This window comes from Achromobacter xylosoxidans, from assembly GCF_001457475.1.
GTDB lineage: Bacteria > Pseudomonadota > Gammaproteobacteria > Burkholderiales > Burkholderiaceae_B > Achromobacter > Achromobacter xylosoxidans.
In genome coordinates this window covers 1,163,580-1,188,311 of sequence record NZ_LN831029.1, presented here as the reverse complement: position 1 = coordinate 1,188,311, position 24,732 = coordinate 1,163,580, and the positions used below count along the sequence as shown (strand labels likewise).

Below are 24,732 nucleotides of genomic sequence, written 5' to 3'. Positions count from 1 at the left end.
AGGTGCAACATGTCCCAGTGGTCGCTTTCCCAACTCCTGTCGTCCTTGCATGAGGACATCCAGCAGCGCCTCTCCGTGGTGCGCAAGACCTTCGGTCACCCAGGCACCAAGGGTGATGCGAGCGAGAACGTCTGGATCGACATGCTCGATACCTATCTTCCCAAGCGGTACCAGGCGGCCAAGGCACATGTGGTGGACAGTTTGGGGAACTTCAGTCAGCAGATCGATGTGGTGGTGTTCGACCGGCAATATTCGCCTTTCATCTTCACCTACGAGAACGAGACGATCATCCCGGCCGAAAGCGTGTATGCGGTGTTCGAGGCTAAGCAGACAGCCGATGCCGGGCTTGTGGCGTATGCCCAAGAGAAGGTCGCCAGTGTGCGCAGGCTGCACCGCACGAGTTTGCCCATACCGCACGCTGGTGGCACCTATCCTGCGAAGCCGCTGATTCCCATTCTGGGAGGTTTGCTCACGTTCGAGAGCGAGTGGAGCCCAGCCTTGGGCCCGTCCATGGACAAAGCGCTGAAGGCGGAGCTAGCCGAGGGGCGTCTGGACATCGGATGTGTCGCCGCCCACGGGCACTTTTTCTACGACCAAGCCAGTGGCGCGTACAGTTACACCAGTGAAAACAAACCTGCGACGGCATTCCTGTTCAAGTTGATCTCGCAACTTCAGTTCAGCGGGACGGTCCCAATGATCGACGTAGAGGCCTACGGGCAATGGTTGACGAAGTGACTGACCGGACTTGATGTATGTCTTGAGATTGCCCGGCGGCCTTACAGCGCGTCCCACGGCACCGGCCGGTACGCCCCTGGCCGCAGTCCCACGTCGATCAGCCGCTGTTCCTTCTCGGGCCACTCTTGCGCGTTGCGGCAGGCGACCGTCCACTGCGCTGCGGCGACGCCAGGTTGGTGAAGGAGCGTTCGGAAATAAATCGCGTCGACTGGAGACAGGGAGTGGCCCAGCACGACCACGTGCTCGACGGTATCCAGCGCCCCGAAGAATGGCCTGTGCCGGGCGATCAGCCCCTCGGAGCGTTTGAAGGTGGTCGAGAAGTAGTCGTCAATGGCGTTGTTGGCCTCGACCAGGCGCGTATCGATCTCTTCGATATCCGCGCGCTCATTCAGCGAGCGGCGGGACTGGGGATTCCAGGCGTGGCCCAGGACGAGTTCCTCTTCTGGCGCATCGGCTCGGCCGTGAATGTGCAGGACCCGCGCCGGATCGATCCCATAGAGCCTGCTGAGCGTGTCCGTGTAGTTGAAACTCAGAAACAACGCCTCGGGGTCCAGCCTGGCCAGCCGCCGCGGGGCGGTCTCCGGCGTGGGGATGGGCAGCGCCCGGATCCATTCGGCAAAGCGCGTCCGCAGGCCGGTGGACAGACGCTCGACGACGTTGCCGACTTCGTACTGGAAGTCGTGGTGTCCTGAATCACTCCAGTCCTCGGCCCCATAAGACCCCATGAAGTGCCCCAAGTTGTCGACCAGCATGTCGGCGTCCAGCTCGGCCAGGGCCTGCTCCAGGTCGCACCAGTCCTCCCCGGCCGGCAGGTAGTCCTCGACCTCCCGGTAGATATCCCGGTCGGCGCCCAGGACGTACTGCTTGAAGTCCCAGAGACCGGAGGGAATCCCGTGCCAGAGGTCGAACCCGTTGCCGATGACGTAGAGCGTGATGGGACGCATGGTGTGCTCCGCTGGGTGTTTGGGTTGCCCGGAAACCCGGGTAGTTGAAGGTTATGCTCGATATGTCAATATAAAATAGTCTAAATAACCCAACGAGGAACCGGCCATGAGCGTCGTTGCGGACCACCCCGGCGTGTCGACCCTGGTGGGCACGCCCAAAGAAGTTCAGGCCCGGCTCGGCCGTTCCCAGGCCGACCGCGTGCTGGTGGTGGCGTTCGACCACATCAAGCCCAATGTCTTCGCGGCGCTGGCGGAGAACTTCACCAATGTCGCGTCGTCCATGTTCGAGGTGTTGCTTGAACGCCAGGATCGCGAATCGCTCGAACGGCTGGCCGAGGTGTTGGTGCCGCGCAATCCGGCATCGCCCAGGCTGCTGAAGGAAGCGAGCATGCTGGTGCAGGCGCGCAAGGCGGTGCTGGAGAGCGGCGATTGGCTGACGGCGGCGCAGATCGCGCAGTTGGCAGGATTGAGCACCCGCAATCCGAGCGCACAGCCCAACAAGTGGAAGAAGCAAGGCCAGATCTTCGCCATCAGCCACGGCGGCATCGACTACTTTCCGGGCTACGGTCTGGACGCCGATGCGGACTTTCGTCCGCTGAAGTCGCTGGCCAAGGTCATCGAGGCCTTCGCCGGCCACAAGGACGGCTGGGGCATGGCCTACTGGTTCCGATCCGAGAACAGCTTTCTTGGCGGCAAGCGTCCGCAGGACCTGCTGGCCTCGGTGCCACAGCGCGTCATCGCAGCCGCCGAGGACGAGGTCCAGGAAGTCGCCCATGCCTAGGCGTCGCCCGCAGCCTGTCGCGGAGCACGAGCCGGCTACCGCGCCGTCATCGGCCACGCCGGAGCCGGCGGGCGACCTGCACGCCTCTTTCACCGAACTGGCCGAGGGCACGGTTCCCATCATTCCGGGGAAGAGTTGAATGGAATGCTTCCGGATCGACGAGAGCGGCTACACCGGCTTCGACCTCCTGAATCCCGAGCAGCGGTTCCAGGGCGCGACGGCCATCGCCATCGAAGACGATGAGGCAAGGCGCCTGATCCGGGAGCACTTTCCCAAGCTGCAGGCGGACGAACTGAAGTACCGGGCCTTGGCGCGACGGCCGGCCAACCGCCCCCGCCTGATGGCGCTGCAACGTGACTTGCTGGGCCACCACAAGTGCGTGACCTACGTTTGCGACAAGCGCTACCTGTTGCTGCTGATGTTCCTGGACTATGCCGTCGAGCCGTTCTACTACGAGCGCGGGATGGACTTCTACGAGGACGGGCAGAACTACTCGCTGGCATCCCTGCTGTACACGGTCGGGCCAACGCTGCTCGGGAGGGGCGCTCTCGACCGCCTGCTGGCGAGTTTCCAGCGCGCGGTGAAGGAGAAGAGCCCGGCGGCGCTCGCCGACCTGGTCGAGGCTGCGCGCGCCTCGCGCTGGCAGGAACTACCGGAAGCGCTGGGGCCCTTGGCGCAGTTCGCCGCCCCCGAGTGCCTGCGAGCGATCGCCACGCCCGGCGTCAACACGGATGCCGCCCTCGTGGTGCTGCAGTCCCTGGTCAGCCGGATGGAGGCCATGGCCGACGGTCCGTATCGTGTCGAGCACGACCAGTCGAAGAACCTGCTGACCTATCACGACTTGCTGCAGCGCTACATCCGCCACGAGGACGTGGTCACGTTCCGCCAGTCGGAGATCGCCAGCATCACCCTCCCGCTCAAGCTCCAGTCGGTAACGCAGGTCGACTCCCGGAACAGTCCCGCCGTGCAGATGACGGACGTAATGATCGGCGCGGTCATCGAGGCGGCGAACACGCTCACGGGACAACGCGCCGGGGCGCTGGACGCCCGGGAGGTCATGGCGCTGTATGCCGATCATCAACTGATCCACATGCTGCCCTCGATCGACTTCGAGGAGCAGAAGCGCTTCCGCCAGGGGACGCAGGCGTCCCAGGTAATTGACTACTTCGCAGAGAACTTCCACAAGCCATAGCACGCATGGAAGCAAGACACATCCACGTTTGAGACGCGGGTGTCGAAGCGGTTGCGGCGTTGAATGCCGCACTTGATACCCGGCAGCACCGATGAGCCGCACGCGGCTTTGCAGCGCTGTGCGGCCCGTGTCACGTCATAGGTATTTCTTGAAGCTGCCCGCAGTCAGGCTTACAGCCAGTCCCAGCAAGGCAGCGCTGGGCAAGAGGATCACCAACGGATGGACCGAGATCGGCAGTGCCAAGTACGTCACCCAGGGTAGTACGGCCAGCGGCATTAGGCTCGCCTTCGCTCTGTGGTAGATGAAGCCGGATTCCCGGCCTGCCCCAAACCGGCGCACATCCCGCCGCACCAGTCCGTCGATCAGACCCACGAACGCCGCGGTGAAGATCAGCGGCAGCGTGAGCACCAGAACCAGCAAGCGAACAAGGAACGTGAGCGTCGTGAATGCCGCTGCGACGAGATAGCTCTCGGCCCACACGTAGACCTGGCTGATCCAGTAGCGGAAATTCCGCACCTGCTCATGGCTGGGCGCCCGTGCTCGTTCGGCGGTCTGGCTCATCCGTTCCAATAGTCCCGTGCGGACGAACACCCATTCGTAGCCGGTATCCACCAGCTCGTGTGCCGTGCGCCCTGGTTCCTGCACGACCACGCTGCGCGTGAAGTGGTTGGACAGGTGCCCCAGCTCGTACTGCAGCATCTGCTGGGAATGCCGCCAGCCCTGGTCCTTCCAGAACAAGTGCATGCCCACGCACTCGACCACGATGGAAAACAGCAGCGAGCCGATCAGCACCCCAAGCAGCTGGAACGGCAGCGTGACGGTGCCGACGATCAGACCTTGCCGCTGGTTCTGTTCTTTACGTGCAGTGGCGGCGGCATCGCTCATGGAGCGGCCTCGCTGTCGGCAGCGCCATCAGCGGCGTTGACGCCACTCGTCTGGGTGATTGCATCATCCAGCAGATCCTCCGGCAAGGCTGCGTCCTGCAAAGCAGGAGAGCCGGTGAACTCCCACCACTGGGTCGCGTCGGTGTAGCTCTGGCGCATGTAGCTGGCCAGCTGCTGCAAGTCCTGCGGCATCAATTCGTCCGGGTCTGGCGCGGGCAGCGGCATCCGAATCTTCCAGAGCTGACCGCCCTGCAGCAGCGCGAAACACTGCCCTTTGGGCAGGGCAACGACGTGCGATGGCTCGATCATCGGCACGCTGGACATGCTGATGCGGTCCTGTGTATTCGAGGTGAAATCCGTCGCGCCGCGGATGTCCGAGCTGTCCGTCGCGCCCGAGACGATGGTGGTGGTGTAGACCTCGACCTTTGGGAGTTGTCGGGTGAGCAACTCGGCGGTCGCTGTCTCCCTGACCCGCAGCATGAACAGGTTGTTGAAGTTACCGATCACCTGACCGGCTTTGGCCCTGTTGCCGATGCGCGCCTCGATGTCCGAGAGCGTCTGCGTATAGGCCGTGACTTGCAGACCCGCACCGCCACCCTTGTTGATGAGGGGGATGAACTCATCCCCCATGAGTTCATTGAATTCATCCGCGTGGACGTTGATCGGCACCCGCGTACCGGCCGATGCGCCAGGCAGACCATCGTCGATGCCGTGTTTGTAGATGTGCCCGGCGACCGATACCAGGTCAGAGAACATGGAGTTGCCGACGGCGGCGGCGACCTCGGCGTCGGACAGCGCATCCAGACCCACATAGACCACCGCTCTCTTCCTTATGATCTGCATCCAGTCGAAGATCGGTCTGGGGTCCGCCAAGTCGGAGTAGTTTGGCGCCAGGAGCTGGGCGATCTTGCCGCTGGTCAGCTTCTCCAGCAGGGGCAGGAGCGATGCGACGATCTTGTCGAAGTAGGTTTTGTCGTAGCGCACGGCCGAGCGCAGACCATCGAGCACGGGGTCGTAGTTGCGTGCCTGGGAGAGGTACTGCTCCAGCGCGACCACGCGCTTCTCGCGCCCGATCATGTTGCGCGGGATGTTCTTCTCGTTGAGCTTGGCCTCGATCTGCACGATCACTTCCCAGGCCTTGGGTTCCGTCTTGGCGAAGTAGTGCTGGGCGTATTCCAGAAACAGCGCGTCGATGTTGATCACATGCCGCTGGATCAGCATGTAATCCGGGCGCTGCCCCAGTTCCACCAGGGCGCGGGCGATGATATTGACGAAGCGCCAGGCAAACTCCCTGAAGGCGGCCGAGTTACCCTCGCCGGAGAGCTGCCCTGCGATGCGTGTGGCGACTTCCGAGATGCGGCCAAAGCGACCCACGGCGTTGTAGCGGGCGCTGATTTCCGGCCAGCCCAGATGAAAAATGTAGAACTCGCCTTCGCGGCCTGCGCGCTTGGCTTCCACGTACATCCTCTTCAAGAGATCCGCGTCGCCCTTCGGGTCAATGACGATCACGACCTCATGTTCGCCGGCAGCGTTCTTGCGCCTGATGTCCTGGGTCACGAACAGCTCGGCAAGCCGCGTCTTGCCCACGCGCGTCGTGCCCAGCACCAGCGAATGGCCGACACGCTCGCCGAGCGGCAGGCTGACGTCCACCTCGTCGGGTTCGATGCCGTGCAGGCGCGGCAGGCCGCCCACGGGCGGCAGCGGCCGCACGGGGTTGAAAGGCACATCCCAGGCGGTGAGTTTCGACAGCCGGGAGAGCGGAAACGGCGCGAACTCAAAGCGCTCTTCCAGCCTGCGTACCAGACGGTAGCCCGGCGTCGGCTCCGCATAGCGGCGGAATTCCGGCCGATACGTCTGCATGAGCCTATGGGTATGTTTCTGCTCCCACAGGAAGCCACGCCCAATGAAAAGCCGCTGCTGGCTGACCGGCACGTCCTTGCTGGTCATCACGTAGCGCGGCAGACGGCGGATGTTGCGCCGGTAGCGCAGGATGTCGCGGGCATCACGGTAGCGGAGTACACCGTAGGCGCCGAACGCCATGGCGCTGCCCACGCCCATGGCCGGACTCAGCGCGAGCGACCATGGGGCCACCAGGGACAGAAACGCGGCGCCTGCACACGCCGCGACGGTGTATAGCTCCACCGCTGGGCGTAGCAGCACCTCGACCGGCTGTTTCCCCGACATGGTGTCATTGCTCGATGCCGGTGGCCGTGATCAGCACCGGGTAGTGCCGCAGGCCCAGGCGTTCGGCCAGGTCGTCGCCGGCCACGGGTGCCAGTGGCACGCCAGGCACCAGGGCGCGCAGCCGCGCCAGGGCTTGTACGGTCTCGACATTGACGACCAGGCCTACCGCGCTGCGCTCGCGCAGCGAGTCAGCACGGCGCTGCAACCAGGCGCGGGAAACCTCGTCGTCCCCCACGACAACAAAGGCCCGCAGGCCCGGTGCCTCGATCACCCGCCGTGCCACAGTGCCTGGCGTGAGCTTGGCGCTGCGCACTGGCAGCATGGCGGCCTCGTCCGCAGGCGTGGCGGGAACCTGCGGTGTCGGGATGGGCGGCGGTGCCGCACCATTGCCGCGCGGTTGCAGGTTGAGCGCCTCGTAATAAGGCAGCGCCGAGCTGCCGCCATGGTCTTCCACCACGATCAGCGGTTCGCCGGCGTGCACGGCCAGCGGCAGGCCTGCGAGCGATACGAGCAGGCCCCAAAAGGGCAAATGGGTTTTCGTCATGGAGAGTTCTCCTGGCGCGGGGAATGTGCCGCGCCGGTTGTGCGCGTGCCCTGCACGCGAGCGAGGTGGCGGGACACGCTGCGCCGATAGCGCGCAGCGGGTTCACCGCCTGCGGGACGGTGGTAGCGACCGATCGCCAGCAGCCAGTCCTCGCCGGGGGTGTGCTGCTCCTTGAGGATCTCCGCCGCGATGGCGAGGTTGCGATAGGGATCGAGCAGTTCGCACGGATGGCTGAAGCGCTGCGCGTGGTAGCCCAGGTTGATCTGCCCCAGGCCCACGTCGATGCGCGTGTGCGGCGTGGCGCGCATCGCCTGCTGGAGGCCCGAGCAGGCATCAGAACGGGTGGCAAAACGGCGCGACTGGCCCGCGACGTTGAGCGACCAGGGCCAAGGCACCAGACGCCCGTTGCGCCGAATCCCGCTCTCTTGCAGGGCCACGGCGTAGAGCACGGCCGAGGGAATGCCCGCGCGCTGGGCGGCAAGCTGGTAGGCCGGGGGCGGAATCTCCTGGGCATGGACCGTGCCGGCCTGCAGGCTTGCGGCAAGCAGGAGGGACCAGAGCGCCCGCGAGACCGATGAGGGTGTCAAGGCTGGCGCTGCCATTGGCCGTTCACCTCTCGCACGACAGCCGGTAGATCGCCCGGCAGGCCCAGCGACAGCCAGCGTCCGGCGTCATGGTTCAACGTGATGCTGCCGCTGCGCACGCGGGCAGGGTCGATCTGCGCGCGCTTGGCCCAGTCGCGGATACGTGCGTCGTCCTGGCGGCTGCCGACCATGTAGAGATCGAACTGCGTACCTGACGTTTGCAAGCGCTGCACGACCTGACTGCACGCGGCGCAGCCGTCCTTCACGAACACCGCCATGCGGCCGCTGCCACGCGCGGCGGCCGTGTTCAGCGCATCATCAGGCAGATTCACGCGCAGCATGCCGGGGTTCAGACGCTGCCAAGCCTCGTCATAGGCGCGCTGGTAGGCGAGCAGTTTTTCCACACGGCGCGCCTCGACCTGTACCTGCAACTCGGCATAGCGTCGCCGCTCTTCGTCCGACTGGGCCTCGATGCCTAGGGCGGAAAGCGGGTCCAGATTGGGCGAATAAGTGCCGATGGGCCCTTCCATCAGTTCGCGGTAGCGGGCGAATTCGTCATCGCGCAGGCCCCAGGCCTTCGCCAGTTGGGCGTCCTGGCTCTGCGTGATCTGGCTTTGGCTGGTGCGGCCGGGCTGAACGATCGAGGCTTGCTGGGGCACTTGTTGGGCCGACACGGGTAGATGCAGCGCCGCCAGCAGCAGGGTCGGGATGAGATGGCGTTTCATCGTGCGGCCCTCGGTTCAAGGAATCGCCACGCGGCGCGTCTGGCCGTCGGCCTGGAACACGGCGGTGCTGCCTTCGATGCCTTGCAACCGCCACGGACCGATCGCATCGCCCGGCAGCAGCACCTGCACCTGGCTGGCGGTGAAGTCCCCGATGCTCGTCGCGACGGAGACGCTGCGCATGCCAGCGCGCAGTTCGGTGCCGATGACGCGAAACAGCAACGGCGGCGGCACGGCCTTGGCGGTGGCTGGCTTGGATGGGCGTGGCTGCGCCGGTGCGGGAGCGCGGGCAACGGCCTGGCGTGCCTTGATCTGCTCGACCTCCGTGCGCAACGAGGCCAGATCTTCCGTCGCGGCGCGGCCGTTCAGGGCTTGCGTGATCTGGGCAATGCGTGCCTCCAGGGAATGACGGACGTCTTGCAGACCTGCGGCGGTGGCGACCGCAGGCCGCTGCTGCAAGGTCTGGGTGGTTTCGGTCAATCCGGCCACCTGCGCTTCAAGGTGTTGCATCCGGGTATTGAGGCGTTCCTGGCCGGTCTGATCATTCAGTGCCTGGTAGCCCAGGAGCACGAAGACGCTCAGACCGATCAACCAAAGCCAGAGCAGGCTTTGCACCACCACGGCAGCGGTTGAGCGCTCGGCAGATTGCGGCATGTTCATGGCTGGCCCCCGGCGATCGGGAACGTCTCTACCTCTACCGCATCGGTGGCGGGCAGCATGGGAGCGTGATCAGCGTCTGTGCCGTTTCCGGGCCGCTCGAAGCAAATCTGTCGCGCGCGGTCATCCGCGTGCAGTTCCCAGGCCGGGCCGGCCAGGGTCAGCAACGCATCGCGCAAGGTCATGGGGCCGAGATGCAGGTGCGCTGCCGGCAACGGCAGCGCGTACAGCTCGATCACCGCATGCGCGGTTTCGCATAGCTGGTAGCCACTGCGCTTGAGCACGTGCCGTAGTCCGTCGCCCACGGTGGCGCGGACGTTCTCGGGCATGGACACGTCGATGGTTTGCAGCAGCAGGTCGCGCTGCTGCGCCATTGGTGCCAGCTCCACGAGGGTGTAGCGGCCATAGCGCACCACTGGAACGTACTCGGGGCCTTCGGGTTCGACGGCTGGCTCAACTTCCCCGATGGGTTCGGGTGGCAGCGGCGGCTGGATAGTCGTGCAGCCGCTGGCCAGGACTGCGGCCAGCAGGCCGGCTCCGGCCAGTCGCCTGTATGGATGGATTGCGGGCATGGCATCGGCTCATCTGTTGCGATGCCGATACCTTGGCCGTGCTTGCCCGCGTGAGCAGTCAGGAATGCGAACTGCGGGCTGCCCCGATTGTGGGACCTGGAACATTCGCTGCCCCGTCAGCCTGCTCACCAGCGATCGCCACATTTCGGCGCGATTGCCCAAGGAAAAGGCCCCGAGCGGGGCCTGTGAAGTGGATGCGTGATGCCCGCCGTTTCAATCCCGGGCCAGCTTTAGCCCGGGGTCGACGTCCGCGTTCTGAATGTGCGCCCAGCAGCGGACCAAGGCACCTTTATCGCCGACTGGCTGCTCGGTCACGACGTCATCCGGGGCTTCGTCGAGGTTGCTTTCGTCGTAGCAGATCACCTTGATCTGCCCGACGTCGCAACGTGCCGAATGCACCACGCCGTCGGTCATGTCGATCACGACGACCTGGGGAATCAAGTCGAGCATGCGAGCCGCTGCCAGGATGGCGATATGCTCGGTGTCGTCGAAGCAGACGAAGGGCCTTTCGTAACCGGCTTCTTCAGCGAGTTCTTCGGCCTTGTCGTAGTGAATGCCGAGGTCATACTCCGGCTCGGTGACGGCGACGGTGAAGACGGGCATGTCGGGCATGCCGGAGGCGTTGCGGCACGCGACCGCGATGCGTTGGGTTTTCATGATGCAGCTCCGTGGATTCCGTTGACCAACGTCATATCCATGCGCTCGCGCATCTCGGAAACGAAGTCGTCGGGTTTCATTAGCCCGTAGCGCGCCAGGCGCGTGGGAACGTCTTCGGCGAGGAGGCTTCCGTCTTCGATGCGTTGCCGCATGTACTGGGCGATTTCGTCTTCCGACAGTGGGGGCGTTGGAGTCGATACGTCGATCCGGTAGTCCTCCACCTCGGCCGAGGTGTTGCCCGTCAGCATGCCGTTGCCTATGGCGTACACGCACACCTGCTGCAGGTGGCTGACCATCTCGGCCATGGCCTCTCCGTTGAGGCAATAGGCCACGTCCAACGTCAGGCGAACCTGAACGATATCGGCGTTTGATGGGGTGTTGTCGTTCATGAAAAGCTCCTTGGAAAAAAGGCAGCCATGCCCACGGGGATGTAGGCATGGCTGCAAGGTTGGAAGAAATGAGAAAGCCGGCGGCACGATGCCAGCATGTGGCGGAGAAATCAGGCGGCGACCAGTTGCCGGGCCAGCGCCACTTCAACGGAATCACCGTCCGGGTTGAGCACATCCAGCCCGGATTCGGGCACGTCGCCGGAGGTGGACTGCGAGACCAGGATCTTCTTGGCCATCAAGGCGAGGCATGCCATCTGCGAAGAGGCGGCATACCCCAGGTAGATGACCTTCACAGCGAGCTTCTGACCGATACGCCACGAGCGGCGCGCGGCCTGCTGCAGCGTGTAGACATTCCAGCCCGATTGAAGAAAAACAATCGTCGGGAATTCGAGCAGGTCCAACCCGGTCTTGACGAGTTCGGGGTTCGTAATGAGCACGTCGATGCCCCGTTCGATCTGCTCGGCAATCCAGTCCTCTCGCTGGCTGGCATCGACGCTTGCGCGTAGCACCGCCACCCGGAAGCCTTCCTGCTCCAGCAGCATCTTCAGCCGACTCGTGGTATCCCGCGTGCCGGTGTAGACCGAATACACCAGGGTCTTGCGACCCGCTTCCTTCTCCTGGCGGCAGATGTTGATCAGTTCACGCTCCTTGGGCATCACCTGCAGCTCGTTGAACTGAGCCGGGGTGAATGCCAACACCTCGCGCGTGCGCGGATGGCGGACCGTCTCTGCCCTGAAGCAGCAGTCGGGCCACGCCAGCAGCGTGTTGAGAACCACGCCCAACAAGGTGGTGTCCCGCTTGCGCAGGGCCTCCTTGAGCTGTTGCGTGAGGCTGGAAGCCAGCTTCTGATACGCCTCGCCTTGCTCGGCGCTCATCGCCACGTCCCGGAACTCCTCGTCATACGGCGGCAGTACGCCACCGATGTCTCGCAGCTTCAGGAAGATGGTGTACGGCAGGATGCAGCGCAGCACGCCCTTGGGGCCGAAGCCCGGAGCCTTGACCGTTCTGACCGTGACCTTGCTGCCCTTGGCCGTCTTGTGGGCCGGGCCATCGGACTCGGAATAGATGTCCTTGAGAACACCGTGGTCCCGCATGAAGGCCATGGCAGCGGCGTTCATGCTGCCGTTGCGGCTGGGGATGTAACCGTCCTCGATCATGCGGCCCGGAAGAGCGCGGAACAGCAGGTGGAACAGATCGTCAGCGTAGCCGCCCATCAGCGTGCCGGTGAGCGAGACCGTCTTGCGAACCTTGGATGCGATGACACCCATGGCCTGGCCTTGCGCCGAACCGCCCGTTTTGTACTCATGGGCTTCATCGGCGATGAGAAGGTCGAACGTGCCTCGCGGCAGATAGTCGGGTAGGGACAGACCATTGCTGGCCCATCCCCCCCTAAGAACCGTACGTGAGAGTTTCCCCTCATACGGCTCAAGCCTTTCAAAGCCCGCTTTCGCGAACCGGCTTCACCACCTTGAGACCATTGACGTGAATCTGGTTATGACAGTTCGGATGCACCATCACGAGGTTGGTACTTCCGTCCTTTCCGCCATCGACCCGCCGAATAAGGTGGTGGACATGCCACCCCGTCTCCTGCGTGATCAATTGCTGGCAGATTGGACAACGGCGATCCTGATCCAGCCAGAGGTTGATGAGCTTCTTCCTGCCCCTCAATGAGTTCTGCATCTTGAGGCTCATACGCTCCTCAAAATACGTTTCCCACGTCGGGTCAAATGGATTGGCTTCCAACTTGATTGGCCGGTGTCGCCGAATGGGCGTATCCGTTGCTTTCCGCAGCGACGTCAAGATCGGGTTCCCGTCAGGGAACCTTTCACCTGTTGCTGCCGCAAACACCCAATTGCGAGTGCCTACGGAATGGAAGTAGCGCTGCTTGATCCAGACGCTGCTTTTCTTCGGATGCCGACGAACGGCCCACTGCCACAACACACGCCAAATCTCATGATCGACACGTGCGAACGTCGCTTTGGACACGACGTGCTGGTGATAATTCGCCCAGCCTTGGATCATTGGGTTGAGCATCCGAATCAGCCGAGGCTGATCCAGCGCCTTATTGCCTTTGACCGCTGAACGCACTTTTCCCAAGAAGGTCGCCACGTTCACTTTCGACGGCTTGATCAACAGCTTGCCGTTGTACTTGCGGACGCTTTGTCCGAGGAAGTCGAAGCCCTCGTCGATGTGCGTGATCTTGGTCTTCTCGGATGAGAGCGTGAGCCCCCGTTCCCGCATGAAGTCCTTAATGATCGGCATGACCTCCTGTTCCAGTAGCTCCTTCGAGCGTCCCGTCACAATGAAGTCGTCCGCATACCGCACATAGTTGACCATCAAACGGGTCTGTACACCGTTGGCGTACCGCTTTCTTCCGAAAGCAGCATCCAGTTTGGCTTCCAGTCCGTCGAGGACGAGATTCGCCAGGGTTGGCGAGATGATGCCCCCTTGCGGGGTACCGGCTTCGGTTGGAAAAAGTTGCCGATCTTCCATGTATCCGGCCTTGAGCCACTTCTTCAGGATCTCGCGATCCGTCGGTACATGGCCCATGAGCCAGTCATGGCTGATGTTGTCGAAGCAGCCCTTGATGTCGCCTTCGAGAATCCATTGCGGGGCCACCTTCTTGGACAGCGCCGTGAAGCACTGTTCGATGGCGTCCGCCGTGGACCTTTCCGGTCGGAACCCAAACGAGCGTCCGTCCGCTGTGGTCTCGGCCACGGGTTCGAGAGCCAGCAGGTAAAGCGCCTGCATCGCCCTGTCTTTCATGGTCGGGATACCCAGCGGCCGCATCTTCCCATTGGATTTGGGAATATAGACACGCTTCAGCGGTCTGGGACGATACCCGCGCCGCTTGATTGACAACATGGCTTGAGACTTGGCTTCCGGGGTGGACCATGTGATGCCATCCACACCCGGCGTCTTCTTGCCTTGGTTCTCGGTGACTCGTCTGACGGCCAATGCTTTGCCGCTGAACGAGTGGGTCAGAATCCACTGCAAGGCTTTCACCTTGCCGTGTTTCCCTTCCCGAGTCGCCTTTACGATACGCGCTTGGAGCCTTCGCACTTCACGGTGACACCTGGCCCAGTCGATGCTGTGCCAGTTGACCGATTCGTGTGAGGGCGCACCCGCGCAATCAATTTCTTGCGTAGTCATCTGCAATTCCCTCTTGAAGAAGGTTAGACAAACTCTCTCGTAGAGAAAGACCAAGTGGAAGTCTGCCCGCTTTCGCGTGAGGTGATGTTGCCTTGTGGCTCAACCCCTATCCGCCCCATTACAGGACGGCATTCGCTTTCTCCACATTCCTTTACCCGCACCGCCAACAGCATTCCTTACGGTCTGCCTGCCCCAAAGGGGCAGCGATACGGGCTTACCGTGTTTCACCTGAGTAACGAGATGGGTTAGACCCTGCCTTTCCACCGGCGGTCATGATGTCCGTGTGCCCCCAAAGCGAATAAAGGGCAACCGACCGCATACCTTTTGGTTCAAGCCTGTCAGCATCTTTGGCTTGTTGTACATAACGGTGTTTAACAGCAGTTCACTTGCGTTGGTCATACCACCCAGCCTAGCGCCGTACCCGCAGTGATGCTCGCAGGTAACGCCTTTGCCTCACGACATTGGCGCGGCCCGAAGGCCCAGCTACATTGTCCCGGCAGCTTCACACAGGTCTGTTACCAGTCCTGCATGTGCCGGTAGGCTACTGATGACGGAACATCAGGTTCCTCGTCGGGGTTGCCCCCGTTTGAACAATTACTCAGGCGACTTCACGTCGCACCCGCTTCACATACTCGCTGGGTTGGTAGCCACCTTCACCGAAGCCGAACTCCATCGACGCCATGGCCCGCTCCATGCGGTGCGCCTGCCGATCCGAAAACACCAACTTCCCGCTCGCGTCCATCAGGTTAATGAAGTTGTGCAGGTTGTCGCCGAGCATCGAGGCCAGGAAGCTGTCCCCGAAGGTTTTCATCAGGCGTTGCGCGGTGGCTTCGCCGATCGTCGGAATGCGCTTCAAGGCACGCAACACGGCCGAGGACTGATCGCTGCCGGACAGTGACCGCGGACGCATCAGCGTCCACAGTGCGCCGCCGCAGCCATTGCACTTGCGGCGGAATTCCTCCGCCTCCAGCTCCTGAACACTGATCGGCTCGCCGTCGAGATTGGTGATGACCTCCCCGCAGTGCGGGCAGACCCCCACGTCACCGTGACGGGTGCGCTTGCGTGCGAAGGCAGGCTTCCAATGGAAGCCCATTCGCATGCGGACGCGACCGAGGATGAAGAACTCTTGGGCCGCAGAAGGCACGCCAAGCTGCTCGCGCAACTTGATGAGCTTGAGCAGCGTGTCCGGGCCGTTGAGCACCCAAACCTTTGCACCCGCGACGGTTTCGAGGATTTCTCGGCGCCACTTGTAGACCAGATGCGGCGGGCTCAGGACGAGCGTACGGCGATAGCCTTCGGCATGCAGGACCGCGGCCAGCGCAATGCCGATCGTGGTTTTTCCGGTGCCCATTTCGCCATTTACGAAGACAGCCCGCTCGCCCTGATTGACGAGCAGTTCCGAGGCCGCATGTACGACCTCTGCCTGGGCAGGGAACAACTGGCGCTTCAGGCCTGCCAGAACCAGTTGGCGGTGCGGACGCGGCGTACCGCTATAGACGGGTGGGTTGGCGCGATTGAGGGAGTCCAGCAATTCGTCGCCGAACTCGGAAACGAAGTCCTGAAGGCTCAGGGACAGCTCGGACGATTCCTGTTCGAGCACGTTGTCGTCCAGGGACGAAGGATCTACGGTCGGGGCCGCTTCGATGACTTGTGCGTTCATGGTGATGCTCCAAAAAGACGGGGCATGCATCACTCCCCATGGGGCGGTGACATGCCCCAGGGTGGGAAGGAAGAGCCGGCTGGATTCGGGTTCTGGCCGGCGAGGAAGATGATCAGTATTCGCTGGGCAACAGCACCGTGGTGACGCTGCGATCCCATTCGGTGATGACCCAAACCTTCAGATTCGGGCCGACCTCGTAGGCCGAGAACAGGCGATCCTCGCCCGACTTCAGCGCGTCGTCGTTCTGGCGCCAGTCGTTGTCGCTGAGGTCGCCCCAGTCGGCGGCAAAATGCCGCAGTAGATAAGGGCGAGGATTGAACTGGCCTTGTTCGATGAGACTGGCGACCCCCGAGGTCATGACGACCAGGCCGGGGTTGAATCTGGGAAGAACGTGTTGCGCAGAGGTGGACATGGAGAATGCTCCTTCAAAAAAAGGGGCACTTCTCCCCATCGGGGCGAAGTGCCCCGGTGGGTGGATAAACAGCTTTTTCAGATGCTGATTTGCTCGTCGAGTAGCTTGACCAGCGTCAGGTCGCGATGCTCATCAGTCGTAACGGATACCGTCAAACGTGGTGTGATGATGTAGCGCGAGAAGAGGATGCCTTCCTGGGAAAGCGCATCTTCATTCGAGCGTCGTTCGGACTCTCCGATGCTGCCCCAGTCGCCACGGATATGCCGTTGCACCAGATCAATGGGATCGAGCAACCCGTGGTCATCCAGCCAGCGTACCTTCTCGCTGAGCTTGATAGCGCCGACGGAAAATCGGGTTGTCTTCGGACTGTGGATGGGCTTGCTGGATAGAAATTTCTTGAACATTGAAATACTCCTTGGAACATGAGGGGACAGCATTCCGTCCTGTAGATCAGTGGATCGTCAAAACCTGGCCCAGCGTGGCCGAGTCAGGTGTGAGGTCCCAGGCCCGAATCACCGGAACGAACTTGTCCGTGAGGATGCGGGTTTCGGCCAGGGAGCCGTCATCGCGCTCGCGGTATTCGACGGCGGATGACTTCTGCTTGAAGGTGTCGCCCTTGACGGCCAGGGTGCGGCCGCTGGGGGACTGCACGACACCGGAGATCGCGCCGGCCGCGAGGGCCAGTGCCAGGTGCCATTGGGACAAGGCGCGTGCCGGAGCACGCAAGGTCTGCTGCGTCGCGCCCAGATGGGTCTCGAACGCGGGCCACAAACCCTTCAGACGCCGCACTTCGTCGGCGAACTGCTCGGGCTCCATGCTGATCCGGTAGAAATGCTCCGGCTCGGCCTGGGACGTGGGGACCACATACGGCAGCAGCGTCCATTCGGGCGGTAGCTCGCCCGCCTCCAATTCGCTCAGGCCGATTTGCAACAGCCGGGCGCGGGAGGATTTCACGTCATCGCCTGCCTGCTCACGCTGGCGGACACGACGCCCGAAGATCACGACCTGCTTGAATTGCTTGTCCACAGCCTGGAAGACCGACAGATCCGCGAAGTGGCGGGTCAGCCAGCCGACCAGTTCCTGATCAAGCACGTAGGCTGGCAGGATGAAGACCAGGATGCCGCCGTACTGCAAAAGAGGCAGCGTGCGCTGGTAGAAGAGCTTTTCCAGCCGCCCACGGCCCTTGCCTTCGTAGCCCAAGCTGCCGTTGGCATCCCTTGCGAGATCACCATACGGTGGGTTGAGCCACAAGAGGCCGAAGGCCTGCCGCGTGATCATGGTGTCCATCAAGTCACCGTGGATGCAGTGGTCGACCAACAGCCGGGCATGGTTGGCCCGCTCTTGGTCGAATTCGACGGCATAGGCGCTGGTCTGCTCAGGCCCTAGGGCATGGGCGGCTTCGGCGATGGCCACGCCTTCGCCGGCGCAAGGATCGAGAATGCACATCGGCCCATCGCTGGGCGCCAGTGCGCTGAGGGTTCTTTCGAGTGTGGCTTCGTCGGTCGGGTAGTAGTCGGGTAGGGACAGGCCATTGCTGGCCCATCCCCCCCTAAGAACCGTACGTGAGAGTTTCCCCTCATACGGCTCAAGCCTTTCAAAGCTCGCTTTCGCGAACCGGCTTCACTACCTTCAAACCTTGGACATGTAGCTGGTTATGGCAGTTTGGATGAAGCAGAACCAAGTTTTCCAAAGTGTTCTTTCCGCCATCAACCCGACGTTGGATATGGTGGGCATGCCAACCGGTCTCCTTCGTGATGGGCTGCTCGCAGATCAAGCACTTTCCATCCTGCGCAAGCCATAGTTTGACGAGCTTCCTGCGCTCGTGCAGGGACTGGACCATCTTCTGGCTCAAGCGAGCTTCAAAGTAGCTTTCCCATTCGGGATCGAACGGGTTGGCTAGGCCATTGACCTTGACGTGGCGTCGTATCTTGGTATCCGCCGCTATGCGCAGCATCTTCCATTTCACGTTGCCGTCAGGGAACCTCTGACCATCGTCCGCAGCAAACACCCAATTCCTGTTGCCTATCCGGTGGAAGTACCTTTCCTTAACCCAATAGGCCCCTTTCTTTGGATGCCGCCGCCTGCACCAGCGCCATAGGCTGCGCCATATGACTGCATCGACGCGAGTAAACGTCTGGGATGAAGCATCGGCACTGTGAAATTCCGCCCAACCCTTGATGCGTGGATTGAGCATGCCGATGAGGTCGTCTTGTTTCACTGCCTTGTTGGCACGGATCAAACCTCGGATCGAATCTAGAAAAGCCTTCGTGTTCTTCTTCGATGGCTGGGTCAGGCACACCCCGTTGAACTTGCGGATGTTCTTGCCCAGGAAGTCGAACCCTTCCGAGATATGAGTAACGCGAGTCTTCGCTTTCGAGATGTTGAGGCCCCTGGCGGCAAGAAACTTCTCCACCAGTGGCAGCACCTCTATTTCGAGTAGCTCACGCGAGTACCCCGTGACGATGAAGTCATCGGCGTAACGAACGAAGTTCACCTTCGGATCGTAGTGCTTGTTCTGGCGCCTCGTCCTGAAGAACGATTTGCCAAGAACCTCTTGCAATCCATCCAGCGCCATGTTCGCCAGCACCGGGGAGATGATCCCCCCTTGTGGAGTACCTGCCTCCGTCGGGAACAAACTACCGCTCTCGACGTATCCGGCCTTGAGCCAGCTTTTGAGGATCGCCTTGTCCATCGGAATGTTCTCGGCGAGCCAATCGTGGCTGATGTTGTCGAAACACCCTTCGATATCGGCTTCAAGGACCCACTCCGCAGAGCGTTTCCAAGCCAGCACCGTGTGGCATTGCCTGATGGCGTCTGCCACACTTCGGCCGGGGCGGAACCCGTAAGAGTCCTTATCCCCGGTCGTCTCCGCGATGGGTTCGAGAGCCAGCAGGTATAGTGCCTGCATAGCCCTATCCCTCATCGTGGGAATACCGAGAGGCCGCTTCTTGCCATTGGCTTTTGGAATATAGATCCGCCGTAACGGGCGGGGTCGATAGCCATGACGGCGAAGGGACAACACTGCTTCGGATTTGGTCTCCGGCGTTGACCACGTGACGCGATCCACACCAGGAGTCCTCTTTCCTTGGTTTTCAGTAACTCGTTTGACGGCCAATGCTTTGCCGCTGAACGAGTGGGTCAGAATCCACTGCAAGGATTTCGCCTTGCCGTATTTTCCTTCCCGAGTCGCCTTTACGATACGCGCTTGGAGCCTTCGCACTTCACGGTGACACTTGGCCCAGTCGATGCTGTGCCATGTGACCGATTCGTGTGAGGGCGCACCCGCGCAAGCAATTTCTTGCGTAGTCATCTGCAATTCCCTCTTATAGAAGGTTGGACAAGTTTTCTCGTAGAGAAAGACCAAGTGGAAGTCTGCTCGCTTTCGCGCAGGATGATGTTGCCTTGCGGCTCAATCCCTATCCGTCCCATTACAGGACGGCATTCGCCTTTTCCACATTCCTCTACCCGCACCACCAACAGCATTCCTTACGGTCTGCCTGCCCCGAGGGGCGGTGGTACGGGCTTACCGTGTTCCACGTGAGTAACAAGAGCGAGTTAGGTTCTGCCTTTTCACCGGTAGTCGTGATGTCCGCGCAACCCCAAACGGACGAGGGTTGACCGACTACGTTGCCTTTTGGCCCAAGCCTGTCAGCATCTTTGGCTTGTTCGCTATTACAGTGTTTATCAGCAGTTCACTTGCGTTAACCATGTCGCTCAGCCTAGCGACCCATCCGCCTTGATGCTGGCAGATTTGGCCCTCCCTCGCGGAAGGACCTTTCCCTCATGGGAGGTCTACATTGTCCCGACAGCTTCACACCACCTCGTTGCCGAAGTCGCATGTGTCGGTAGGCTACTGATAGCGGAATATCAGGTCTCGCTAACCCCGAGGGGCTGAGACAATTACTCACGTGACTTCACGTCACACTCCGTTCTTGACGAAATTGCGGGCGAGCCGCGGGAACATGAGGGCCATGGAAGTCTCCTGGTTGGCGGGGATGAAACACGGAAGTACGCCAAGGCGTGCCTCCGAGGGTGGGTCAAGCCGCTACCGCTTCCGGCGTCCAAATCTTGGCCGGATACGGATAGGCGGTGAGCGCGTCGCTGCGGATCAGGGAGCCGAGCGCCAGGGTCAGCGCCGGCACGTCGATGGCGAGCCGATGGCCTTCCAGCGGCCCGAGGGCGAACGGAAGGCGGGCCAGCATCTCGCGGGTTTGCAGCAGTTCCAGCACGGTCTCGCGCCAGTGATCGAGCAGCGGCAACGGGCAGGTGTCCCGCACCAGCATCCACAGGCGGTCAAGCCTGTGGGCGCTGTCGCGTGGCAGCAGTGCCAATGCGCTGGCGTTGGCCTTGTCGGGCTTGACGCAGCGCCGGTCGAACAGCCACACGTTGGACAGCGAGCCGAACAGCGTCCGCCGGTACGCGCGCGTGATGCGCTTTTCCAGGCGATCGACGTTGCCGATGAATACCGGGACGCTGCCGCCCTGGTCGGTGATGACGTGGAACTGGTCCAGTCCCTGCTCGTCGCGCCCGAGGGTCAGGCGAGCGAGGAACTGCTGGACGGCGGTGTCCCGCGCCCAGATGGACAGGAAGATCAGGTTGCCCTGGTCATCGCCGACGCAGGCGTCGGCCATCACGTCCGGGCATTCGTCGATGCGGTACAGCGTGGAAGAAGTGTTTGCGGGCATGGTGGTGTCCTCGGATGAACGGGAACAGCACCGCCCGCTGGGGCAAGTACTGCCCCAGGGGGTGGAAGAAAACCGCTCAGTCCGGCTCGAACTGCCGGGTGTGCGGGTTGAAGTGAAGCGGCTCGTCCGCCGAAGTGATCGGCGTGAAGCCTTCCAGGTAGATGTTGTTGAGGTACTGGTCGCGGTAGGTCAGTGCCTGCCGTGCCTGGTCCTCGGTGAGGCCGTTGTCGATGAAGTACGCCAGCATTTCCTCGTCGGAGGACACTTCGTCGTTGGACAAACTCCCTTCAACGAGTGCCAGCAACGAGGGCGGAAGCGTTGCCAGGATCGGGTCCATGTCGGTTCCTCCTGGCTCAGGCCATCGACGCCGCGGCGGATGCCGCGGATGCCGTGGGTGTGCGCCGCCGGGCGTGGTAGGCGCGAACGCCTGCACGCCAGTCGGCGGACTGCTCCGGTGCGAGGTCCAGATAGGACAGCGGGCACGTGTAGTAGTACGGGTGCATGGACTCGTCCAAGGACTTGTAGCCCCACTGGCCGCCGCTTCGTTCAAGCAGATCGCAGCGGATGTAGCGCAGGGACTGGCCCGGTGCGAGATCACGATGCACGCCTTCGACCTTGGCGGTCACTTCGGCGACGGACCACAGCACGTTGCCGCGCAGGGTGTGAGCGATGACCTTGACGCTGGCGCGCTCGGTCTCTTGCGGTGCGATCAGTTCCGCGATCAGTTCGGACCGCGATTGGTTTGAGAAATACCAGCCCATGAGAGGCCTCCTCGAAAAGTTGAGCTGAAGGCCTCCCCGTGGGGAAGAACCCCCAGCGGGTGATGGAATGCCGCATCTGCGGCGAAGGAACCTATGCGTCGCCCTCAATCCCAGTCGTCATCGTCTCGATCACAACCGGCCGGGCAGTAGCCGAACTCGATCCCGTGCGAGCAATAGCCATGCTCCGCATTCCAGTCCTGGGTTTCCTGCCGTTCGGCAGGTGTTGCGTAGTCCCATTCCTGGGCCGCGATTTCGAGAGCCTGAGCACGTTGCTCATCCGGCAAACGATTGGCCTGTGCGTCGATCGCCGAACTGAAGAGCGTCACGTAGTGGTCGTAGGACAAGCCGCAACCGCGCTGGGCGTGTGCGGCGGCCGCTTTGCAAAGGTCCCGCCACGCGGGTTCATCCAGCGTTGAACGCGGGGTATCGCAAGCGATGGTGGACATGATGGAGACCTCCAGAAAATGGCCAGGGCCTCCCCCGCATGGGAAAGGAACCCCGGCGGGTGGATGAAGAACACCGCGCATGCGGCGTCTGCGATCACGCAGGTTTTGGTTCGGCCTGGCGGCTCCACTCCTGCGTCTTGAAGTCCAGCGCGTAGCCCAGCTCGCCCAGGCGGGCGATCTGCGCGCGCAGGGTGCGGCGGTCGATGGTCGAATCCAGTTTCACGGACTCGCCCAGCGGCCACAGCAGGCCGAAGAGCGCGGCGTCACCGTCTTCGGTGCTGCCGGGGGCAGCGGCCGTAGCAGGCGGTGGCGCATCCACGCCGAAGGGCGTGGTATCGACCAGCGGGTCCGCGGACGCCTGCACGGGTGCGGGCTTGGCGGGCCTGGACGCTTTGGTGGGCTTGGCCGGCGTTGCCGCAGGCTGCGCCCCTTGCTCTTCATCGAGCGGATCGACGTCCTGGGTGGCGAAGCTGCGGGCTTCGTCGCGGCTGAGTTTGTCGATGCCGTTGAGCGTCATGCCGTCGAGGCTGGCACGGATCTCGAACCGCATGCCGCCGCCGACCGGATAGGACTTCGGGAAGATGTACCTGATGATGAATTCCCCGTCGTACTTGCCTTCGGGGTACTGCTCCAGCTCCGGGTCTTTGACCTCGAAAGTACCGAGGTGCGTCGCGAGGCGGCCAACCGTGAACGGGCCGTTCTTGCCGCGGATGGTACGCAGCGTGAGCTGGCCGGGGACGACGATGGGCGCAACAGATTTCTCGGAAGCCGATGGGGTTGCCATGATGGTTCTCCTGATGATGAATGACGGGCCGCCGACGGCACCCGGTGGATGAGAGGAAATGGCCTCGCCCGAGGTGGGCGAGGTCCGCGTGGCATCACGCCTTGAGCTGGCGCATGCCTTCGGCCAGCAGCCACAACGCCCGGTTCAGGCGCAGGTTCTGGTCGATGCCTTGCACCGGACGGGTGCGCTGATTGCGGCCGTTGGCCGTGCGTCCGTTCAGGCCCCCTTTGACTAGGTTCTCCTGGACGCGGTTGAAGACGGCCCACAGGTCGTTCTTGCGGTCGTCCCATCGCCGAGGGGCCAGCAGTTGGCTCTCGGTGACAGGCGTGGACTTGGCCGGATCGTCGTACTTGAGTGCGAGCGCAGAGTTCGCAAAGACCTCCGCTTCGCCCTCATCGAGGGTGATGGTGCGCATCGCATCGCGCGCGTTATGCACGCGCTCGAAACCTTCGAGGACTCCGTAGGCACCTTCGATCACCTGGCTGGCCACGTCGCCCTTGTGGGGAACGCGGATGTCTGCGGTGGTGTCACCGCAAACCAGGCCGTTGTGGCAGACGAACCGGAACATGCCGGCGAGCATCTGATAGCTGCTCGTGCCGTCATGGCTGTTGAGCAGGATGATCTCGTTCGCCTCGTCGCCGTTGATCTGGCTTGCATGGCGAAGTCGGATGAGGTGCTTCGTGTACTCGCGCCGGTCTTCGTTGCGCACGCGCGTCTGACACACCATGAAGGGCTCGAAGCCCTCCTGGCGCAGCTTGGTCAGCACGGTCGAGGTCGGTATGTAGGCATACCGATCGGACCGGCTCCCATGTGGAGCGTCGGCGAAGATCGACGGAACGACGGCACGAATGCGGTCGTCCGAGAGTGGGCGATCAGAGCGCAGGATCGGGGATTGCGGAGCAAAGCGGGATACCAGAGACATGGCTGATCTCCTTTGAGAAATTCGACAACCGCGTGGCCGTGAGACCACGCGGAACTCGGGGGATGAAATGCGCAAGCACGCGTCCTGGGGACGCGGCGTACGTGGGGAGGAAAAGCGACAAGGCCCCGTGAGAGGCCGTGCCGGATCAGAACGAAGCAGCCAATGCCGGCTCCTGCTCCTGGACTTGCGCCTCGGGCTCGCGCTCGGCGGGCTCGGTGGCCGTGTCGATGGCATCGTCGGCTTCGGACGCGGATGCGTCTTCGGCCGGCGGCGCCTCGGCTTGCGCCTGGCTCGTCGGATAGACCTGGGTGCCGTCGATCTTGATGAGACCGATGTGGACCAGCGTCGATTCCAGGCTGGCGGCCGGTTCCCCGGCGTGCTCACCCTTGGTGCGGATGTACGGATCGATCTTCATGTCGTTCAGACGGAAGGCGATCAGCACCTTGCGGTCACCCTCGACGGCCTGAACGCACCGGCGAACCAGGTGCTCGGCTTCCGGGGTGGCGACGATGGTGTCGAAGTACCGATACTCCGGTTCATCGACAGGCCCGGCCAGTGCCGCGACGGTGCAAGAGAGGAACGAGTCGCCAGCTTTTGGGGTGACGTCCTTCACACGATTGAGATAGCCGATGCCGCGGGTGATCAACTCGTGCTGCTCGATCGAAGCCAGTTCGGCCCGGTCGATCAGTTCGGCCTTGAGCAGTCGCGCCTTGAGGGACGCGGCGGCCTGACCCTTCTGCTCACCCTTGTCGCGGATGTACACATCGCCCCACAGGTCACCGAGGCGAAAGCGCACCAGCGGGCGCTGCTTGGGATCGTCAACGCCGATGTAGCGCTGAACGAGCTTCTTGGCCTCGGCACCCGAGACCTTGACGTCGAAGTAGCGGTAGCTGGGGTCCCGGGCGGGGCCGACCAGCGCGGCGATGGTGCATGCCAGGAAAGGCTGCGCACGGCGGCCGCCCCGGACGGGCACTTCACGGACACGCTGGATGTAGCCGATGCCCGAGGTGTGGAGGTCGAAATACGATTTCTCGTTGGACGTGGTGTTCATGGTGAATCTCCAT

The 24,732-nt window shown here is 62.5% G+C and carries 26 protein-coding genes and 2 pseudogenes; 4 read left to right on the top strand and 24 right to left on the bottom strand.

Translation table 11 applies throughout. The annotated features are described in order from the left end of the window. Positions 1-9 precede the first annotated feature (9 nt). Positions 10-735, top strand: a complete 726-nt coding sequence (gene nucC, locus AT699_RS05490) for a CBASS effector endonuclease NucC (protein WP_024067897.1) — start codon at positions 10-12, stop codon at positions 733-735. Between the two features lie 41 nt (positions 736-776). Here nucC and AT699_RS05485 read toward each other — a convergent pair whose 3' ends face one another. Continuing rightward, entirely contained in the window at positions 777-1,679 is a 903-nt protein-coding gene (locus AT699_RS05485) for a bacteriophage abortive infection AbiH family protein (protein WP_024067896.1), read from the bottom strand. Between the two features lie 106 nt (positions 1,680-1,785). Between AT699_RS05485 and AT699_RS05480 the strand changes: the two genes are divergently transcribed. Genes AT699_RS05480 through AT699_RS05475 form a run of 3 tightly spaced genes read left to right on the top strand, consistent with a single transcriptional unit; the run spans position 1,786 to position 3,652 of the window. Then, entirely contained in the window at positions 1,786-2,460 is a 675-nt protein-coding gene (locus AT699_RS05480) for a hypothetical protein (protein WP_024067895.1), read from the top strand. Further along, positions 2,453-2,599: a hypothetical protein gene (locus AT699_RS31445; protein WP_155523062.1), complete on the top strand. Its 147-nt coding sequence runs from the start codon at positions 2,453-2,455 to the stop codon at positions 2,597-2,599. The genes AT699_RS05480 and AT699_RS31445 overlap by 8 nt, the downstream gene beginning before the upstream one ends. Further along, positions 2,600-3,652, top strand: coding sequence for a DUF3800 domain-containing protein (locus AT699_RS05475; protein WP_024067894.1), 1,053 nt, complete (start codon positions 2,600-2,602; stop codon positions 3,650-3,652). It abuts the gene before it with no gap. A 135-nt stretch (positions 3,653-3,787) separates the two neighbouring features. Here AT699_RS05475 and AT699_RS05470 read toward each other — a convergent pair whose 3' ends face one another. The 23 genes and pseudogenes from AT699_RS05470 to AT699_RS05365 form a co-directional block, all read right to left on the bottom strand. Continuing rightward, positions 3,788-4,537: a TIGR03747 family integrating conjugative element membrane protein gene (locus tag AT699_RS05470; protein ID WP_024067893.1), complete on the bottom strand. Its 750-nt coding sequence runs from the start codon at positions 4,535-4,537 to the stop codon at positions 3,788-3,790. After that, complete coding sequence (traD, locus tag AT699_RS05465) at positions 4,534-6,720, bottom strand: type IV conjugative transfer system coupling protein TraD (protein WP_058207228.1); 2,187 nt, start codon at positions 6,718-6,720, stop codon at positions 4,534-4,536. The genes AT699_RS05470 and traD overlap by 4 nt, the downstream gene beginning before the upstream one ends. A 4-nt stretch (positions 6,721-6,724) precedes the next feature. After that, positions 6,725-7,264: an integrating conjugative element protein gene (locus AT699_RS05460; protein WP_024067891.1), complete on the bottom strand. Its 540-nt coding sequence runs from the start codon at positions 7,262-7,264 to the stop codon at positions 6,725-6,727. Further along, on the bottom strand, positions 7,261-7,866 hold the full coding sequence (locus AT699_RS05455) for a transglycosylase SLT domain-containing protein (RefSeq protein ID WP_058207227.1): 606 nt from the start codon (positions 7,864-7,866) through the stop codon (positions 7,261-7,263). Before AT699_RS05455 ends, AT699_RS05460 begins: the two co-directional genes overlap by 4 nt. After that, on the bottom strand, positions 7,848-8,573 hold the full coding sequence (locus tag AT699_RS05450; protein WP_024067889.1) for a TIGR03759 family integrating conjugative element protein: 726 nt from the start codon (positions 8,571-8,573) through the stop codon (positions 7,848-7,850). Before AT699_RS05450 ends, AT699_RS05455 begins: the two co-directional genes overlap by 19 nt. Before the next feature lie 15 nt (positions 8,574-8,588). Next, entirely contained in the window at positions 8,589-9,230 is a 642-nt protein-coding gene (locus AT699_RS05445) for a hypothetical protein (RefSeq protein ID WP_058207226.1), read from the bottom strand. After that, positions 9,227-9,799: a PFGI-1 class ICE element type IV pilus protein PilL2 gene (gene pilL2, locus AT699_RS05440; protein WP_058207225.1), complete on the bottom strand. Its 573-nt coding sequence runs from the start codon at positions 9,797-9,799 to the stop codon at positions 9,227-9,229. The genes AT699_RS05445 and pilL2 overlap by 4 nt, the downstream gene beginning before the upstream one ends. Positions 9,800-10,012: 213 nt before the next feature. Then, a complete protein-coding gene (locus tag AT699_RS30815; protein WP_081247753.1) occupies positions 10,013-10,456 on the bottom strand; it encodes a hypothetical protein in 444 nt (147 codons plus the stop codon). Then, positions 10,453-10,845, bottom strand: a complete 393-nt coding sequence (locus AT699_RS32155) for a 2OG-Fe(II) oxygenase family protein (RefSeq protein ID WP_232254239.1) — start codon at positions 10,843-10,845, stop codon at positions 10,453-10,455. Before AT699_RS32155 ends, AT699_RS30815 begins: the two co-directional genes overlap by 4 nt. A 110-nt stretch (positions 10,846-10,955) precedes the next feature. After that, positions 10,956-12,197: pseudogene (locus AT699_RS05430) on the bottom strand (helicase-related protein); the annotation flags it as partial. An 82-nt stretch (positions 12,198-12,279) separates the two neighbouring features. Next, complete coding sequence (ltrA, locus tag AT699_RS05425; protein WP_024067885.1) at positions 12,280-13,998, bottom strand: group II intron reverse transcriptase/maturase; 1,719 nt, start codon at positions 13,996-13,998, stop codon at positions 12,280-12,282. A 619-nt stretch (positions 13,999-14,617) separates the two neighbouring features. Further along, a pseudogene (locus AT699_RS05420) lies at positions 14,618-15,688 on the bottom strand (DEAD/DEAH box helicase family protein); the annotation flags it as partial. 82 nt (positions 15,689-15,770) lie between these two features. Continuing rightward, complete coding sequence (locus AT699_RS05415; RefSeq protein WP_024067883.1) at positions 15,771-16,070, bottom strand: hypothetical protein; 300 nt, start codon at positions 16,068-16,070, stop codon at positions 15,771-15,773. Between the two features lie 77 nt (positions 16,071-16,147). After that, positions 16,148-16,474, bottom strand: coding sequence for a hypothetical protein (locus tag AT699_RS05410; protein WP_024067882.1), 327 nt, complete (start codon positions 16,472-16,474; stop codon positions 16,148-16,150). Positions 16,475-16,520: 46 nt separating this feature from the next. Next, positions 16,521-17,597, bottom strand: coding sequence for a DUF6094 domain-containing protein (locus AT699_RS05405; protein ID WP_058207224.1), 1,077 nt, complete (start codon positions 17,595-17,597; stop codon positions 16,521-16,523). Between the two features lie 67 nt (positions 17,598-17,664). Then, positions 17,665-19,380 (bottom strand): group II intron reverse transcriptase/maturase, encoded by a 1,716-nt coding sequence (gene ltrA, locus AT699_RS05400; RefSeq protein ID WP_012248065.1) that lies wholly within the window; start codon positions 19,378-19,380, stop codon positions 17,665-17,667. Between the two features lie 727 nt (positions 19,381-20,107). Continuing rightward, complete coding sequence (locus tag AT699_RS05395; protein WP_003116820.1) at positions 20,108-20,755, bottom strand: hypothetical protein; 648 nt, start codon at positions 20,753-20,755, stop codon at positions 20,108-20,110. A gap of 76 nt (positions 20,756-20,831) precedes the next feature. Then, positions 20,832-21,092, bottom strand: a complete 261-nt coding sequence (locus tag AT699_RS05390; protein WP_003090124.1) for a hypothetical protein — start codon at positions 21,090-21,092, stop codon at positions 20,832-20,834. Between the two features lie 16 nt (positions 21,093-21,108). Next, positions 21,109-21,516: a hypothetical protein gene (locus AT699_RS05385; RefSeq protein ID WP_003116821.1), complete on the bottom strand. Its 408-nt coding sequence runs from the start codon at positions 21,514-21,516 to the stop codon at positions 21,109-21,111. 104 nt (positions 21,517-21,620) lie between these two features. Continuing rightward, positions 21,621-21,962: a hypothetical protein gene (locus tag AT699_RS05380; protein WP_003116822.1), complete on the bottom strand. Its 342-nt coding sequence runs from the start codon at positions 21,960-21,962 to the stop codon at positions 21,621-21,623. 94 nt (positions 21,963-22,056) lie between these two features. Continuing rightward, positions 22,057-22,746 carry a DUF3275 family protein gene (locus AT699_RS05375; protein WP_003116823.1) on the bottom strand — a complete coding sequence of 230 codons (690 nt, stop codon included), beginning with the start codon at positions 22,744-22,746 and terminating at the stop codon, positions 22,057-22,059. Between the two features lie 94 nt (positions 22,747-22,840). Then, entirely contained in the window at positions 22,841-23,668 is an 828-nt protein-coding gene (locus AT699_RS05370) for a DUF932 domain-containing protein (RefSeq protein WP_003116824.1), read from the bottom strand. A gap of 145 nt (positions 23,669-23,813) precedes the next feature. Continuing rightward, positions 23,814-24,719 carry a DUF3577 domain-containing protein gene (locus tag AT699_RS05365; RefSeq protein WP_003116825.1) on the bottom strand — a complete coding sequence of 302 codons (906 nt, stop codon included), beginning with the start codon at positions 24,717-24,719 and terminating at the stop codon, positions 23,814-23,816. Positions 24,720-24,732: the final 13 nt, after the last annotated feature.

What these genes read in the sequence shown, in the direction of transcription:
- ltrA (WP_024067885.1), bottom strand. Translation starts at nt 13,998, where the DNA reads ATGACTACGCAAGAAATTGATTGCGCGGGTGCGCCCTCACACGAATCG.
- AT699_RS05390 (WP_003090124.1), bottom strand. Translation starts at nt 21,092, where the DNA reads ATGGACCCGATCCTGGCAACGCTTCCGCCCTCGTTGCTGGCACTCGTT.
- AT699_RS05450 (WP_024067889.1), bottom strand. Translation starts at nt 8,573, where the DNA reads ATGAAACGCCATCTCATCCCGACCCTGCTGCTGGCGGCGCTGCATCTA.
- AT699_RS05460 (WP_024067891.1), bottom strand. Translation starts at nt 7,264, where the DNA reads ATGACGAAAACCCATTTGCCCTTTTGGGGCCTGCTCGTATCGCTCGCA.
- ltrA (WP_012248065.1), bottom strand. Translation starts at nt 19,380, where the DNA reads ATGACTACGCAAGAAATTGCTTGCGCGGGTGCGCCCTCACACGAATCG.
- AT699_RS05365 (WP_003116825.1), bottom strand. Translation starts at nt 24,719, where the DNA reads ATGAACACCACGTCCAACGAGAAATCGTATTTCGACCTCCACACCTCG.
- traD (WP_058207228.1), bottom strand. Translation starts at nt 6,720, where the DNA reads ATGTCGGGGAAACAGCCGGTCGAGGTGCTGCTACGCCCAGCGGTGGAG.
- AT699_RS05375 (WP_003116823.1), bottom strand. Translation starts at nt 22,746, where the DNA reads ATGGCAACCCCATCGGCTTCCGAGAAATCTGTTGCGCCCATCGTCGTC.
- AT699_RS05395 (WP_003116820.1), bottom strand. Translation starts at nt 20,755, where the DNA reads ATGCCCGCAAACACTTCTTCCACGCTGTACCGCATCGACGAATGCCCG.
- AT699_RS05455 (WP_058207227.1), bottom strand. Translation starts at nt 7,866, where the DNA reads ATGGCAGCGCCAGCCTTGACACCCTCATCGGTCTCGCGGGCGCTCTGG.
- AT699_RS30815 (WP_081247753.1), bottom strand. Translation starts at nt 10,456, where the DNA reads ATGAAAACCCAACGCATCGCGGTCGCGTGCCGCAACGCCTCCGGCATG.
- AT699_RS05370 (WP_003116824.1), bottom strand. Translation starts at nt 23,668, where the DNA reads ATGTCTCTGGTATCCCGCTTTGCTCCGCAATCCCCGATCCTGCGCTCT.
- AT699_RS05385 (WP_003116821.1), bottom strand. Translation starts at nt 21,516, where the DNA reads ATGGGCTGGTATTTCTCAAACCAATCGCGGTCCGAACTGATCGCGGAA.
- AT699_RS05380 (WP_003116822.1), bottom strand. Translation starts at nt 21,962, where the DNA reads ATGTCCACCATCGCTTGCGATACCCCGCGTTCAACGCTGGATGAACCC.
- AT699_RS05415 (WP_024067883.1), bottom strand. Translation starts at nt 16,070, where the DNA reads ATGTCCACCTCTGCGCAACACGTTCTTCCCAGATTCAACCCCGGCCTG.
- AT699_RS05470 (WP_024067893.1), bottom strand. Translation starts at nt 4,537, where the DNA reads ATGAGCGATGCCGCCGCCACTGCACGTAAAGAACAGAACCAGCGGCAA.
- AT699_RS05445 (WP_058207226.1), bottom strand. Translation starts at nt 9,230, where the DNA reads ATGAACATGCCGCAATCTGCCGAGCGCTCAACCGCTGCCGTGGTGGTG.
- nucC (WP_024067897.1), top strand. Translation starts at nt 10, where the DNA reads ATGTCCCAGTGGTCGCTTTCCCAACTCCTGTCGTCCTTGCATGAGGAC.
- AT699_RS05410 (WP_024067882.1), bottom strand. Translation starts at nt 16,474, where the DNA reads ATGTTCAAGAAATTTCTATCCAGCAAGCCCATCCACAGTCCGAAGACA.
- pilL2 (WP_058207225.1), bottom strand. Translation starts at nt 9,799, where the DNA reads ATGCCCGCAATCCATCCATACAGGCGACTGGCCGGAGCCGGCCTGCTG.
- AT699_RS05485 (WP_024067896.1), bottom strand. Translation starts at nt 1,679, where the DNA reads ATGCGTCCCATCACGCTCTACGTCATCGGCAACGGGTTCGACCTCTGG.
- AT699_RS05480 (WP_024067895.1), top strand. Translation starts at nt 1,786, where the DNA reads ATGAGCGTCGTTGCGGACCACCCCGGCGTGTCGACCCTGGTGGGCACG.
- AT699_RS05475 (WP_024067894.1), top strand. Translation starts at nt 2,600, where the DNA reads ATGGAATGCTTCCGGATCGACGAGAGCGGCTACACCGGCTTCGACCTC.
- AT699_RS32155 (WP_232254239.1), bottom strand. Translation starts at nt 10,845, where the DNA reads ATGAACGACAACACCCCATCAAACGCCGATATCGTTCAGGTTCGCCTG.
- AT699_RS31445 (WP_155523062.1), top strand. Translation starts at nt 2,453, where the DNA reads ATGCCTAGGCGTCGCCCGCAGCCTGTCGCGGAGCACGAGCCGGCTACC.